14 protein-coding genes are annotated in these 14217 nt (G+C 70.4%); 3 read left to right on the top strand and 11 right to left on the bottom strand.

The features are described from left to right. Window positions 1-2 precede the first annotated feature (2 nt). The 3 genes from BLR99_RS13180 to alr all read right to left on the bottom strand — a co-directional run bounded on the left by BLR99_RS13180 (window position 3) and on the right by alr (window position 3741). The gene (locus BLR99_RS13180) at window positions 3-1598 is read right to left on the bottom strand and encodes an ABC transporter substrate-binding protein (RefSeq protein ID WP_017439312.1); all 1596 of its coding nucleotides are present in this window, start codon (window positions 1596-1598) and stop codon (window positions 3-5) included. A gap of 157 nt (window positions 1599-1755) precedes the next feature. Next, window positions 1756-2628, bottom strand: a complete 873-nt coding sequence (locus BLR99_RS13175; RefSeq protein WP_074687274.1) for a hypothetical protein — start codon at window positions 2626-2628, stop codon at window positions 1756-1758. 3 nt (window positions 2629-2631) lie between these two features. Beyond that, complete coding sequence (alr, locus tag BLR99_RS13170) at window positions 2632-3741, bottom strand: alanine racemase (protein WP_011793438.1); 1110 nt, start codon at window positions 3739-3741, stop codon at window positions 2632-2634. A 139-nt stretch (window positions 3742-3880) separates the two neighbouring features. On the opposite strand from alr, the gene lplT reads away from it, so the two are divergent. From lplT to BLR99_RS13155, 3 genes are all read left to right on the top strand, one after another. Continuing rightward, the gene (lplT, locus tag BLR99_RS13165; protein WP_011793437.1) at window positions 3881-5161 is read left to right on the top strand and encodes a lysophospholipid transporter LplT; all 1281 of its coding nucleotides are present in this window, start codon (window positions 3881-3883) and stop codon (window positions 5159-5161) included. Window positions 5162-5254: 93 nt separating this feature from the next. After that, on the top strand, window positions 5255-6130 hold the full coding sequence (locus BLR99_RS13160) for a DMT family transporter (protein WP_074687272.1): 876 nt from the start codon (window positions 5255-5257) through the stop codon (window positions 6128-6130). An 88-nt stretch (window positions 6131-6218) separates the two neighbouring features. After that, the gene (locus BLR99_RS13155; protein ID WP_074687280.1) at window positions 6219-6713 is read left to right on the top strand and encodes a glutathione peroxidase; all 495 of its coding nucleotides are present in this window, start codon (window positions 6219-6221) and stop codon (window positions 6711-6713) included. An 18-nt stretch (window positions 6714-6731) separates the two neighbouring features. Here BLR99_RS13155 and BLR99_RS13150 read toward each other — a convergent pair whose 3' ends face one another. The 8 genes from BLR99_RS13150 to glcE all read right to left on the bottom strand — a co-directional run bounded on the left by BLR99_RS13150 (window position 6732) and on the right by glcE (window position 13804). Beyond that, the gene (locus BLR99_RS13150) at window positions 6732-7205 is read right to left on the bottom strand and encodes a hypothetical protein (protein ID WP_011793434.1); all 474 of its coding nucleotides are present in this window, start codon (window positions 7203-7205) and stop codon (window positions 6732-6734) included. 12 nt (window positions 7206-7217) lie between these two features. Next, entirely contained in the window at window positions 7218-7931 is a 714-nt protein-coding gene (locus tag BLR99_RS13145) for a hypothetical protein (protein WP_074687270.1), read from the bottom strand. Between the two features lie 255 nt (window positions 7932-8186). Then, window positions 8187-8870: a helix-turn-helix transcriptional regulator gene (locus BLR99_RS13140; RefSeq protein WP_011793432.1), complete on the bottom strand. Its 684-nt coding sequence runs from the start codon at window positions 8868-8870 to the stop codon at window positions 8187-8189. 25 nt (window positions 8871-8895) lie between these two features. Continuing rightward, a complete protein-coding gene (locus BLR99_RS13135) occupies window positions 8896-9198 on the bottom strand; it encodes a hypothetical protein (RefSeq protein WP_133246145.1) in 303 nt (100 codons plus the stop codon). A 272-nt stretch (window positions 9199-9470) separates the two neighbouring features. Continuing rightward, on the bottom strand, window positions 9471-10430 hold the full coding sequence (locus tag BLR99_RS13130; protein WP_046059900.1) for a ProQ/FINO family protein: 960 nt from the start codon (window positions 10428-10430) through the stop codon (window positions 9471-9473). Between the two features lie 162 nt (window positions 10431-10592). Beyond that, window positions 10593-11852, bottom strand: a complete 1260-nt coding sequence (gene glcF, locus BLR99_RS13125) for a glycolate oxidase subunit GlcF (RefSeq protein WP_011793429.1) — start codon at window positions 11850-11852, stop codon at window positions 10593-10595. A 45-nt stretch (window positions 11853-11897) separates the two neighbouring features. Then, on the bottom strand, window positions 11898-12668 hold the full coding sequence (locus tag BLR99_RS13120; protein ID WP_011793428.1) for a YoaK family protein: 771 nt from the start codon (window positions 12666-12668) through the stop codon (window positions 11898-11900). Window positions 12669-12676: 8 nt separating this feature from the next. Continuing rightward, entirely contained in the window at window positions 12677-13804 is a 1128-nt protein-coding gene (gene glcE, locus BLR99_RS13115) for a glycolate oxidase subunit GlcE (protein ID WP_041827187.1), read from the bottom strand. Between the last annotated feature and the right edge of the window lie 413 nt (window positions 13805-14217).

The following is a 14217-nucleotide window of genomic DNA, read 5'->3' as shown; positions in this document are numbered from 1 at the left end:
GCTTACTTCGCCACCTTCAGCACGCGCCAGTCGATGCGGTTGTCGGCGCGGTGCGGCAGTTCCACCTTCTGGGTGGCGGCCCAGGGAATGATCTGGTTGTAGAGCGGGATGTGCGAGACCAGCTCGTGGTCCTTCAGCAGGGCCTGCTCGATGAGGCCGTTGCGCGTGGCGGCATCGGTTTCCTTCTTGATGCGCTCGATCAAAGCGTCCTGCTGCGGATCGGAGAAGCGGCCCAGGTTGAAATTGCCGTCGCCGCCCGCGCCGGGCGAGCGGACCAGCGACTGCAGCGAATAGAACGCGTCGAAGGTCGGCACGCCCCAGCCCAGCAGGTAGATGCTGGCCTCGTTGCGCTGGATCATCGGGAAATACGTGGCGAACGGCTGGGTGCGCAGCTTGGCGCGCACGCCCACCTTGGCCCATTGCGCCGTGATCGCCTGGCAGAGCTGCTCGTCGTTCGTGTAGCGGCCCGCGCTGCACGCGAAATCGACCTCGAAGCCCTGCGGATAGCCCGCGTCGGCCAGCAGCTTCTGCGCGGCGGCGGGGTCGTAGGGCCAGCGCGCATCGGCCTTCTGCGTCCAGCCGTTGACCTGCCGCGCGATCAGCGCGCCCGTGGGCTGCGCGAGGCCGCGCAGCGTCACGCGCTGGATGGTCTGGATGTCGATCGCCTGGTAGAGGGCGCGGCGCACGCGCACGTCCTTGAGCGGGTTCTTTCCCTTCACGTTCGATCCGGGCAGCTCCTCGCGGAACTGGTCCAGGCCCAGGAACAGCGTGCGGTTTTCCGGGCCTTCCAGCACCTTGAAGCCCGGCGTCTGGCGCACGCGGGCGATATCCTGCGGGCTGGGATCGAGCACGAAGTCCACCTCGCCCGACAGCAGCGCCGCGGTTCGGGTCGCATCGGACTTGATCGGGGTATAGACCACATCGGTCACGTTGCCTGCGAATTTGCCCTTGCCCCACCAGTAGGGGTTGGCCGCGAGCACGGTGCGCTGGTCGGGCGACCACGACTTGAGCACGAACGGCCCCGTGCCGAGCGCGTTGCGGTGGGTGTAGGGCTCGTCGCTGGTCTTGATGTCCTTGGGCGTGAGGGCGTTGTTCTTCTCGGCCCAGGGCTTGCTCAGGATGCGCAGCTCGGTGAGCTGGTTCACCAGCACGGGGTTGGGCACGTCCGAGAAGATGTCGATCGTCTGCGCATCCACCACCTGCACGCGGTCGATGCCCTGCGCGTACACCGCGTAGTTGGAGGTCTTGGCCTTCGCGCGCTCCAGCGAGAACTTCACGTCCTCGGCCGTGAGCGGCGAGCCGTCGCTGAACTTCACGCCCTGGCGCAGGGTGAGGCGCAGCTGTGTCGGGCTCACCTGCTTCCAGGCGGTGGCCAGCTGCGGCTCGGGCTTGAAGGTCTTGCTGTTGTATTCGACCAGCGTCTCGTACACGGCCGAATGCAGCACGTTGTTCGGGCCCACGTTGTGGGCATGCACGTCCCAGGTGGTCACGTCGGCCGAACGGGCGAAGCGGAAGGTGGCGGCCTGCGTGGCCAGCGGCAGGGCCGCCGTGAGCGCGGCCGCGAGGGAGGCCGCCAGAAGGGTGCGGGAAAATCGCATGGTGGTGTCCTGGTCTCGGGATGGGCTGCTCCGCAGCGAGGCAGCCACTATGCCAAGCCGGCCCTGCGCGCAGAACGACTTTGTGGTTGTATCGATATGCAGGCGGATACGCGGGCGGCGGACACAGGCGCAACCCACCCGCGTCCACGTCGCAGCTTCAGCGGTGGCCACCCTGGAGCATGCGCACCGCCTGCGGCAGCGACCGCGCCTCGGGCAGGAAGCGGTCGAGCGCGGCCCCGAGCACCACGGCGCACAGCAGCGCGCCCAGCAGGGGCTTCCAGGTGAGGCGCACGGCGGCCGCGAGCCAGCCAGCGCGCTCCACGCCCATGGCGGCACGTGCCGTGGCGTAGGAAAACGCCAGTTCCACCGCCACGGCCAGCAGCACATCGAAGCCGAAGTACAGCAGCGCGAGCGCCCCCGCCCCGAACAGCACGGCCGCGCCGATGAGGAAGATCGCCACTACGGGCACGACCACCACCGCGCCCTCGTCGGCATCCGCCGCAGCGCCCAGCGCGTTGCCCGCCATGTCGCCCAAGGCATCGCCGAAGTTTCCATCGGCCCCGGCACCGGCGAAATCACCCCCGCCGGACCGCGGCAGCGCGGGCGAGCGTCCGCTGGCGCCGCGCGCCATGCGGGCGGCAAGGTCGCCTGCGTCATGGAGGGCTTCGGCCACATCGGCGACATCAACGCCGCTGGAAGGATCCACGCCCTCCCCGTCCTGGTTCCGCGGCCGGTCGCCGGCAGGCGGCCCCACCAGCCGCGCCGCCCAGAGCCGCAGCACCAGCAGGTAGGCGACGTAGCCGGCTCCGAGCGTGGCGAGGTAGCGCACGGCGAGCGACTCCACGCCCAGCACCATCTGCGTGTGCGAAACCGCCCACATGAAGGCCATCATGAAGGCACCGATGCACCAGCCGTGCATGCGCAGCCGGTAGCGGTTCAGCAGCGAGGCCTCCAGCGTGCGCCCGGGCGTGCGCACGCGGCGCCAGTTCGAGCCGCCGGAGCGCTGTCCGGGCCGGGCCTTGCCGCGCACCGGTCAGTCCACCACCACCGGCACGCGCGGGGCCAGGGCGCACATCAGCTCGTAGCCCACCGTGCCCGCCGCCTGCGCCACCTCGTCGATGCACAGCACGGCCCCGCACGACGCGCGGCCCCACAGGGTGGCCTCGCTGCCCACGCCCGCCTCCACGCCGGCCTCGTGCAGCGGCGTGAGGTCCACCGTGATCATGTCCATGCTCACCCGGCCCACGGTGCGGGTGCGCACGCCGTTCACCAGCACCGGCGTGCCCGTGGGGGCATGGCGCGGGTAGCCGTCGGCATAGCCGCAGGCCACCACGCCGATGGTCATCGGCCGGTCCGCGGTGAAGGACGAGCCGTAGCCCACCGTATCCCCGGCCTGCAGCTGCTGGGTGCCGATGATGCGCGCCGACAGCGTCATGGTGGGTGCGAGGCCCCAGTGCGCAGCCGTGTGCTCGGGGTGGTCGGCGGCACTGCCGTAGAGCACGATGCCAGCGCGCACCCAGTCGCCGCGCACCCGCGCATCGCCGCCGGCATGCCGCAGGGTGGCCGCGCTGTTGCTGACCGTGCGCTCGCCCGGCAAGTCCTGCGTGGCAGTGCAGAAGGCATCGATCTGGTGGGCGATGCCCCGCGGCCCGTCGGCGTCGCTGAAGTGGGTCATGAAGGAGATCTCGTCCACCTGCGGCAGTGCATTCAGGCGCGCCCAGGCCGCCCGGTAGCGCGCGGGAGGGAAGCCCAGGCGGTTCATTCCCGAATTCATCTTGAGGAAAACCCGGTGCGGCGCATGCGTCTTGTGCGCGGAAAGCCAGTCGATCTGCTCGTCGCAGTGCACCGCGTGCCAGAGCGACAGGCGCGAGCACAGCTCGAGGTCTCGCGGCTCGAACACCCCTTCCAGCAGCAGGATGGGCCCCCGCCATCCCAGCTGGCGCACCCGCTCTGCCTCGCCCAAATCCAGCAGCGCGAAGCCGTCCGCGCCGCGCAGCCCCTCGAAGGCGCGCTCGATGCCGTGGCCGTAGGCGTTGGCCTTGACCACGGCCCATACGCGGGCGTCGGGCGCGGCGGCACGGGCACGCGCCAGGTTTTGCTGCAGTGCAGCAGTGTGGATGGTGGCTTGTATGGGGCGCGGCATGGGGACGGAACGGCGGGCGAAAAGGAGGGAATTCTGGCATTGGAGCGCACGGGGCGCGTGATATAACCGCCAGTCACTTGCAGCCGGTTCCGAGATTTAACAGGGCATCAGTTCCACTGATGCACTCCCCAGCCATTCGATGAAGCGCGGTTTCTACACCATCATGTCGGCGCAGTTCTGCAGCTCGCTGGCCGACAACGCACTCTTCGTGGCGGCCGTCGAACTGCTGCGCACCAATGGCTCCCCGGAATGGCAGCGGGCCGCGCTGGTGCCGATGTTCGCCCTGTTCTACGTGGTGCTGGCGCCCTTCGTGGGCGCCTTCGCGGACGCGATGCCCAAGGGCAAGGTCATGTTCGTGAGCAACGCGATCAAGGTCGTCGGGTGCCTCATGATGCTGTTCGGCTCCCACCCGCTCATCGCCTATGCGGTGGTGGGGCTGGGGGCCGCCGCCTACTCCCCCGCCAAGTACGGCATCCTCACCGAGCTGCTGCCGGCCTCGCAGCTGGTCAAGGCCAACGGCTGGATCGAGGGCCTCACGATCGCCTCCATCATCCTGGGCGTGCTGCTGGGCGGCCAGCTGGTGGGGCCCAACATCTCCGGCTGGCTGCTGTCGGTGGACCTCCCTTTCGTGGACACCGGCGTGGACACCGCGGCCGAGGCGGCCATCGCCACGCTCATCGCCGTCTATCTCGCCGCCGCCTGGTTCAACACCCGCATTCCGCACACCGGCGTCGAGATGCGCCCCATGCCGGGCAACCCACTGGCGCTGCTGCCCGATTTCTGGGCCTGCAACAATCGCCTCTGGCGCGACAAGCTCGGGCAGATCTCGCTGGCCACCACCACCCTTTTCTGGGGTGCCGGCGGCAACCTGAAGTTCATCGTGCTGGCCTGGGCGGCCGCCGCGCTGGCCTACAACACCACCCAGGCCTCGGCGCTCACCGGCGTGGTGGCCATCGGTACCGCCGCGGGCGCGATCGTGGCCTCCATGCGCATGCGCCTGGACATGGCCACCAAGGTCATCCCGCTGGGCATCGCGATGGGTGTGCTGCTGATCCTGATGGTGTTCATCAAGAGCATCTGGATCGCCATCCCCTTCCTGATCCTCCTGGGCGGCCTGGGCGGCTACCTCGTCGTGCCCATGAACGCGCTGCTGCAGCACCGCGGCCACAACCTCATGGGCGCCGGCCGGTCCATCGCCGTGCAGAATTTCAATGAACAGGCCGCCATCCTCGGGCTGGGCGCGTTCTACAGCCTGTCGCTCAAGATGGGACTGTCGGTGTTCGGCGCGATCACCGCCTTCGGGCTGGTGGTGGCGGGCGTGATGTGGGTGATCCGGCGCTGGCACATCCACAATTGCACCCGCCATCACGACGAGGTGGAGCACCTGCTGCACATCGCCCGGCACGACCACCACCATTGACGGCCGGCTTTGCCCGGGCCGTCTCCGGAGCGGGGCCGCGGCATGCGATGCCGGAGGCATCCGGCGGAATCGGCGGCCGTCCGGATCCTTTCCATGACTTCTCCGCTGCCCGTCCTCGCCCTGCTGCTCAACGCCTTCGTCTGGGGGCTGGCATGGTGGCCCTTCCGGCTGATGCACGCGTCCGGCCTGCACCCTCTCTGGGCCACGGCGGTGATGTACTGCGGCGTGCTGATCGCGCTGCTGGCGCTGCGCCCGGGCATCTGGGCGCAGGTACGCGCGCATCCGCAGCTCTGGCTGCTCGCCTTCAGTTCGGGCCTGAACAACGTGGCCTTCAACTGGGCGGTCACCGTGGGCGACGTCGTGCGCGTGATCCTGCTGTTCTATCTCATGCCCGCCTGGGCGGTGCTGCTGGCCTGGAAGGTGCTCGGCGAACGGCCCACGGCCGGGGCGCTCGCGCGGCTGGTGCTGGCTTTCGCAGGCGTGGTGCTGGTGATCTGGCCCGGGGACGCCTCCGCGCGGGAGCTGCTGCGCGGACTGTCGATGGCCGACGGACTCGCCCTGCTGGGCGGCTTCATGTTCGCGCTCACCAATGTCACGCTGCGGCGCCTGCACGGGGTGCCGGGGCAGGCCCGCATGTTCTCGATGTTCGGCGGCTGCATGCTGATGGCGCTGGTGGTGGGCGCGATCGGCCTGCGCGCGGGCGTGGTGGAGCCCTTTCCCGCTCCAAACATCACCTGGATGGCCACGGCGGCGCTGCTCGCGGGCCTGCTGCTGCTGGGCAACTGGGCGCTGCAATTCGGCGCTTCCCGGCTGGCGGCGGGCACGACGGCGATCGTAATGCTCTCGGAAGTGGTGTTCGCCAGCGTGTCGTCGGTGCTGCTGTCGGCGGCCGCGCTGCAGCCGCGCACGCTGCTGGGCGGCGGAATGATCGTGCTGGCCGCACTCCTGGCCTCCCTGCAGCGGCGCTGAAGCATCAGGCTGACAGGCTGCGGCGGTCCTTGCGACAATGGGCGCGAAACCCGCCGTCGCGGGCCCTTCTTCGCCGGGAGATGCCGAGATGACCTCCGCCTACGACTTCGACGCCCTGCAGATGGACGGCCAGGCGGTGCCGCTGCGCCAGTACGCGGGCCGCGTGCTGCTCATCGTGAACACCGCCAGCGCCTGCGGCTTCACGCCGCAGTTCGCGGGACTGCAGGAGTTGCACCAGCGCTATGCGGGCCGGGGGCTCGTCGTGCTGGGCTTTCCTTGCAACCAGTTCGGCCGGCAGGACCCCGGATCGAACGGGGAAATCGCCGCGTTCTGCCAGCGCAACTACGGTGTCGATTTCCCGATGATGGCCAAGATCGACGTGAACGGATCCGGGGCGCCGCCGCTCTACCGCTGGCTGACCGCGGAGGCCCCGGGCCTGCTGGGCACCAAGGCCATCAAGTGGAACTTCACCAAGTTCCTGATCGGCCGGGACGGCCAGGTGGTCCGCCGCTACGCGCCCACCGACAAGCCCGCGTCGCTCGCCGACGACATCGAGGCGGAACTCGCCCGGCCCGCGCCCTGAAGCACGCCGGCCAGGCGCTCAGTCGGACAGCTCGCGCTGGGGCCGCCCCGTGATCTCGAAACGCCGGGAGAACCCCAGCGGCCTCGAAACCCCGCGCGCCTCCGGCATCAGGGGCATGCGCAGGCGCGGCCTCGGCAGCACCCTCAGCCGCCAATCGGTGCCGCCGATGAACCGGAACCGCACCGTGTCCGTTCCTTCCACGCCGAGCAGCAGGAAGCTGCCGGTGGAATACATCCCGCCGAGCGTGGCGGTATCCAGCCGCTCGAAGGCAGGGCTGAACAGGTGGATGCCGAGGAACTCCTCGCCCGGGACGTCGTCGGTGGTGAACAGAAGGTATCCGCTGTCGCAGCGGAACGCTGCCTCCAGCACGGCGGCCTCCACGGTGCGGCCGATGCGCTGCCCGGCCAGCACGATGTCGCTCAGCGGCTTGTGCCGCTCGTCGGCCTCCCGCAGAAGGTGGAGGGAGAGTTCTTCGGGGGCGAGGACGTCCATGGACCGGGCGCCTCACCAGAGCATGTCCACGCCGAAGGCAGACAGCGCACCGCCCACGAAGGCCCCGACCGCCACGCAGACCGGCGCACCGGGGCCGCAGGCCAGGCCCGCGAGCGCGCCACCCGCGATGCCGCCGCCGATCCCCGCGCCCGTGACGGCCACCTCCCTGCCGGCCGCCGCCACCTTGTCCTGCGCCGTCGCCACGTTGTACACCGACAGCGCCAGCGACAGCACGATCAGCCCCCGCCCCGCGCGCGACAGCCCCCGCATCGTCTGGGTGACGCGCGGATTGGATTTGCCGGCGGATTTCACGATCTCCGCATAGACGCCGTTCTGCTGCGCCGCCGTGAGCCGGTCGAACTGCGCCCCCGGGCCGTGCAGCTGCTGCACCTTGCGCGCGATGAGTTCATTGAGCGTCTTGCCCTCGGCCTTGAGCTGCTGCGCCATGGCCCGCCCGAACGGGGTGCTGCGGCCACGGATCACTTCCATGATCACGTTGCGCGTGTCCTGCGCCTGCTGCGCGGCCTGAGCCCAGGTGATGTTCCCCGACAGGGCCTGCGCGCGCAGCTCGTTGGCCATGGCGTCGATCTGGCGGGTATAGGTGAGCCGGGCATTGGCGTCGATGGTCATGTGCGCGCCGGCATTGGCCATCTCCACCTTGAGCATCCAGATGGATGTCTCGAACGCTGAGCGGTCCTTCGCGGAATTGTCGTTGTCGGTGGTCATGTCTCCTCCTGCCCGTCTGGCGCGCCCGGTTCCGGAAAAATGGGGCCATGGCACTGGTGCCAACCGTACCAGCGCCGGTCGGCACGGTTGCGCAACGACCCGTCACAAAGGTCATTTTTGGTATCCATCCATACCAGATACCCACGCAAGGACAGGCAAAGGACGCGTTTTACGCCTGGTCACTGCATCGTTTTCACGCCGTCAGGGACAGGGCCCCGCTGGAGTCTGCCGTCCCTCCGGGCGTGCCGGACTCTCTCAGCCCTGGCCCCGGACCTGCCGCAGCAGGTCTGCCAGCGTCCGGCCCGGCTGCAGGGGGAAACGCTCGTCCAGCACGCGCAGCGCCGCGATGCGGTCGATGCGGAAACCCCGGAAGTCCTGCCGCAGTTCGCACCAGGCGGCCACGGTCCAGACCTTGCCCCAGAAAAAGCAGCCCAGCGGCCGGATGCGCCGCGCGCTCGCGCGGCCCTGTTCGTCGGCATAGTCGATACATGCGATGCGCCGGGCCTGCACGGCTTCACGCAATGGCATGAGCAGAGCCTGGGTGCGGTCGTCCATGCCTGGGCCCGGTGCATAGAGCGCCTGGGATTCTGCAGCCGCGCGCGCGGCGGGCGGCAGCACCGACAGGATCTTGCCGAGCGCGCCTTCCATCTGCAGGGCCATCGCCGGATCGAGCCAGGCCTGCGCGAGCCGCGCGGCAGCCACGAGCGCATCGGCCTCGCCCTGGCTGAACATGAGCGGCGGCAACTCGAACCCCGCGCCCAGCCGGTAGCCTACCCCCGCCTCGCCCTCGATCGGCACGCCCTGGCGCTGCAGATCGGCCACGTCGCGGTAGATGGTGCGGACCGACACCTCCAGCCGGGCGGCGAGGAATTCGGCGGTGGAGAGCCGCCGGCCCCGGACGAGCTGGACGATCTGGAACAGGCGGTCTGCACGGCGCATTAAGGAAGCGTGGAAGGCTGCCTGCCTATGCGGCGCGTGACCAGAAGCCCAGGTGGGCGCTGCCCGGCTCCATCAGGGCCAGGTAATCACGGCACACCGCATGGTCCATGAACGCGGCGCAGATGCGTTCGGCGTCGGCGCGTGTAGCGGCGAACACCATGTCGGCCCACAGCCCGCCGTCACCTTGCAACAACGCGTGGGCCAGGAACCCATGCTGCCGGCGCAGAAAACCGTCGCGCATGCGGGCAGCCGCCTCGGTGATGCGCGCGGCATCCACCGAGGGCAGGAGCCGGAACGTGGCGAACTCGCAGCCGCCGAAGGCGGCCATGGGTAACTGCACCGCCATCATGCGCATCCCGCCCCGGCGTGCAGCGCCAGACAGGCCGGCGCGTTTGCCGGCACCGCGCGGCAACTCGACGCGAGGGTTCCCAAGGCAGTGGATGGCGCGAGCGGCGAGGGTAGAAGGTGACGTACGTTGTCGTTCATGGAGTGCTCCGGAATATTGCGAAGGACTCCATGGTGCGGCCCCGTTACTGACAGCGTGGTGTCAGCAGCGGACGGCAGACGGCGGCGCCCGGCCACCCCTCACGCCTGGTCACGTCACTTCGCGTCGTCCGTGGGCGTGCCTGCGTCTTCGCCACCGCGCTCGCCGTCGCCGGACTCCGTCGCGTCCGCGGCTGCCGTTTCGGCCGCGGCGGCGCGTGCCCGGGCCGCGCTGCGCAGCTGGCGCCCGCGCTGCAGCGAACGCTCCGCCGCGCGCACGTCCATGCCGTACATGTCGGCGAATTGCGCCACGTCGGCGCTGCCGCTGGCCTCGAAAGCCCGCAGCAGGGCTTCGGCCCTGGCATCGCGCTCCGCGACTTCGGCCAGGGCCTCGTCCAGCACGGCATTCGCCTTCTCGTCGCGGCCGCGCACGAGCGCGTCGTAGCCGGCGCGGTCCAGGCCCGAGGCCTCGAAGGCCTGGGCGATGCGGCGGCGCAGCTTGGCCCGCAGGTCTTCGCCGTCCCGCGGCTTGCGGCGGCGGTACACCTCCGTCAGCGCGTGGTAGACGTGCTCGGGAGCCATCGCCTCGACGGCCTGGCCGCCCAGGTCGTGGCGGGGGCGGCCCTCGGCCACCACCTGCAGATAGCGCGTGGAGCGCGTGTGCAGCCCCAGCGCCACCTTCAGCGCATCGCGCTCGAACACGCCGGGATGGGCGTCCTGCAGATCCTGGAAGATGCCGCGCTTGAGCGGCAGGAACTGGGCGCCGAACAGATGGGGATAGAGCTGCGCGAGCTGCTCCAGCGCGGGATGGGGCGTGCGTCGGCCGCCCTGCGCGGGCGCAGGGGTGGATGCGGCCTCAGGAGCGGCAGCGGCGTCTCCGCCCGCGCCTTCCGGTGCGCCACGGCGGCGGTTGCGGCCGCCACGGCGTCCCGGGCGCCGGCCCGCGGGCGCATCGGCCCGGGCCCCTTCGGGCGAAGCAGCCGCAGCGTTGGCGGCCACGGCAGGAGCGGCGGACGCCGCATCGGGGGCGCTGGCCCCGGAAGCCTCGGAATCGGGTGCGTTCACGGTATCGTTCATGGCAGGAAGAAAGCCCGGTGTCACGGTTGCGCCGGCGACCCGCAGGGCCCGGCACCATCAGGAAAACCCGCCATCATGCCAGCCTCGGCCATGGCACCGGTTTTACCGAGGTTCCGGCGCACGGCCGGCCCGGCCCCTGCGGCGGAAAAAACTCCAAGCACGTCACACCGCACCGGGCCGCAGCGCCTCGTCCAGCACCTCGATCCAGTGCCGCACCGGCGTGGCCGTGCCGCTCTGCAGGTGCGTGATGCAGCCGATATTGGCCGAGAGGATGGCCGCGGGCGGCTCCTCCGCGCAGGCCTCGTCCAGCGCGCCGAGCTTGCGGTCGCGCAACTGGCCGGCGATCTCCGGTTGCAGCAGCGAATAGGTGCCGGCCGATCCGCAGCACAGATGCGATTCGGTGCGCGCCACGCGCAGGCGAAAGCCCAGGCGAGCCAAATAGGTCTCCACGCCGCCGCGCAGCTTCTGCCCGTGCTGCAGCGTGCAGGGCGGGTGGTAGGCCAGCAGCGCCTTCGGAGCATCGATGCGCCCTTCCAGGCGCTCGGCGAGCGCGGGCAGCATGTCCGGCAGCAGTTCGGAAAGATCCCTGGCCAGCGCGCTGACGCGCTCCGCCCGCGCGGCATAGGCCGGATCATGCCGCAGCAGGTGGCCGTACTCCTTCACCGTGGCGCCGCAGCCCGAGGCATTGAGCACGATCGCTTCCACGCCCCCCGCCTCCACGTGGGGCCACCAGGCATCGATATTGGTGCGCATCTGCGCGAGGCCGCCGTCCTGGTCGTTGAGGTGGAACTTCACCGCGCCGCAACAGCCCTCGCCGGCGGCGATCACGGTCTGGATGCCCGCGGCATCCAGCACGCGCGCGGTGGCGCGGTTCACGTTGGGCAGCATCGCCGGCTGCACGCAGCCCGCGAGCATGAGCACCTTGCGCGCGTGCTCGCGCACCGGCCAGGCGCCCGCCTCCTGGGGGCGCGGCACCTTGGCGCGCAGCGTGGCGGGCAGCAGCCCGCGCACGGCCTGGCCGGCCTTCAGCGCCGGCTTGAACAGCGGCGAGGGCAGCCCCTCCTTCAACGCCCAGCGGCGCGCGCGCTCGGGCAGCGGCCGCGGCACCTTGTCCTCGACGATGCGCCGGCCGATATCCACCAGGCGCCCGTACTGCACGCCGCTGGGGCAGGTCGTCTCGCAGTTGCGGCAGGTCAGGCAGCGGTCCAGGTGCAGCTGCGTCTTGCGCGTGGGCGTCTCCCCTTCCAGCACCTGCTTGATGAGGTAGATGCGCCCGCGCGGCCCGTCCAGCTCGTCGCCGAGCAACTGGTAGGTCGGGCACGTGGCGGTACAGAAGCCGCAATGCACGCACTTGCGCAGGATGCCCTCGGCCTCGCGGCCTTCGGGCGTGTCCTGGAATTCGGGGGCGAGTCGGGTTTGCATGGTGGTCGTGTCGTGGGAATGTCGTGGTGTCGGCCCGCAGGGCGCTCAATGGCGGTGGCGGCGCGTGCGCCACAGCGCGGCCAGGTGCCCGAAATCCGATGCGAGCGGCGGCAGCGCGAGCCCCAGCAGCACCGCCGCGAGCGGCACCACCCAGACGAAGCCCACATGCTTGAAGCCGGCCGCGCCCACGATGCCGCCGGCCGTGAACATGCCCAGCAGGCTCGCGAACAGCACCAGCCGGGCGCGGTTGGAGTGCACGTGCGCCTCGGGCGGGGTGCCGCGCCGGTTCCAGTAGAGCATCTTGCCCATCTCGATGCCCAGGTCGGTGGCCACGCCCGTCATGTGCGTGGTGCGGATCTGGGCGGAAGACATCTTGGTCACCACCGCGTTCTGCAGCCCCATGAGGAAGGCCAGCAGCAGCACCGTGAGCGGCACCGAGAACGGCGTGGGCCAGCCCAGCGTGATCGCGCCCATGAGCCCGAACAGCAGCATCAGCACGGCTTCCAGCAGCAGCGGCAGCGCGAACCCGCTGCGCAGCCGGTGGTGGCGCGCCCAGTTCACCATGATCGCGGTGGTGCCCGCGCCCGACATGAACGCCCAGAGCGTGCCCACGGCGGCCAGCACCAGGGCCATGTTGCCCAGCACGAGGTTGTCGGCCACGGTGGACAGGAAACCCGTCATGTGCGAGGTGTAGCTGTGCACGACGAGAAAGCCGCCCGCGTTCACCGCGCCCGCGTTGAACGCCAGCAGCAGGCCCAGCAGCCGGTTGGTGGCCGGCGTGCGGTGCCGCCCCATGAGGTGCCTCAGAAGGCGCATGCCCTGCCCTACCCCGCCACCCGCCGTCCGGGATTGAAGATGCCCGAGGGATCGAAGGCCGCGCGCAACCGTTCATGGATGCGCTGCAGGGCCGCGTCCGCGGGCTGCGCCGGCGCGGCGCCTGCCGCCGGCACGAGGGAAGATTCCGCCGGAGCGCGGAACAGCGTGGCCGCGCCGCCGACGGCACGCGCGGCCTCCCGCAGCGCAGGCCCCAGGGCTGGCGCCGCCTGCACCCAGCGCAGCCCGCCATGCCATTCGACCAGCGGGCCGGAGGCCCCGGCAGGCAATGCCAGGGCCGGGGCCGATTGCGGCACCGACAGGCGCCAGAGCGCGGCGCCCGCGGGCCTGCCGGCGAACCACGGCAGCGCCTGCTCGCGGCAGGCATCCCACTGCGCGGCCGCCTCCTGCGGCGATTGCAGCTGTCCGCCCAGGGCGCGGCAGGCGGACTCCACGGCCGCCACGGCACCCCGCAACCGCAAGTGCAGCACGCCGTCCGCGGCGCCGGATGGGCCGGCCTCCCAGCGGCTGGCATTCAGCGGCAGCGGCTGACCGCCCCACTCCTGCAGCCGCCGCAGCGCCTCGGCCTGCGACAGCTCGAAGCACAGGGTGGCCTCCGCGGGCGGCACGGGCAGCACCTTGAGGCTCACTTCGGTCACGACACCCAGCGTGCCCCAGGCCCCGGCCATCAGCCGCGAGACGTCGTAGCCCGCCACGTTCTTCATGACCTGCCCGCCGAAGCGCAGGCATTCGGCGCGGCCGTTGACGATCTCCGCCCCGAGCACGAAATCGCGCACGGCCCCGGCGCTCGCGCGGGCCGGGCCCGACAGCCCCGCCGCCACCATGCCGCCCACGGTGGCGCCCTCGCCGAAATGCGGCGGCTCGAACGGCAGGCACTGCCCCCGGCCGGCCAGCAGTGCCTCCAGTTCGGCGAGCGGCGTGCCGGCGCGCGCCGTCACCACCAGTTCGCTCGGTTCATAGTCCACCACGCCCGCGCAGGCACGCGTGTCGAGCACTTCGCCGGCCAGCGGCATGCCGCCATGGAAATCCTTGGTACCGCCCCCGCGGATGCGCAGGGGACGGCCTTCGCGCGCACTGTCGCGCACGCGTTCGATGATCTGGCGGAGGGCGGAATCCATGGCTGCATCGTAGCGGCAGCCCCGGGGCGGGACGCCCGGTGCCCGAGTGAATTTTTTGAACGCGGGGCGTGAAGCCTGGAAGGACATGAAAACGGCCCTGCTTGCATCTCGCATAACGGTTTCTTTGCACCGTCATAACACCCGACATTCAGACACAAAACAAATTTGGGGAAGCCCTTCCCTGCTTTGGGAGCGCTTCCTATCATCGCGCCCGTTTTGAACTCTACCGTTCGGCCACAAGGTCTGAACCCGATCACAATGACACGCCGCGTCACCATCCGGACGCCCCTGGGAGAGCAGCTGCATTTCCGGCAGCTGCGGGGCAGCGAGGAGCTGAGCCAGCTTTTCTCCTTCGACATCGACCTGCTCTCGGAAGGCCGCGACATCGATCCCAAGGCCTTGCTCGGCAAGAC

This window comes from Paracidovorax citrulli (genome assembly GCF_900100305.1).
Lineage (GTDB): Bacteria > Pseudomonadota > Gammaproteobacteria > Burkholderiales > Burkholderiaceae_C > Paracidovorax > Paracidovorax citrulli.
Note: the sequence above shows the minus strand (reverse complement) of the source record. Positions and strands in the feature narration are given on the sequence as shown.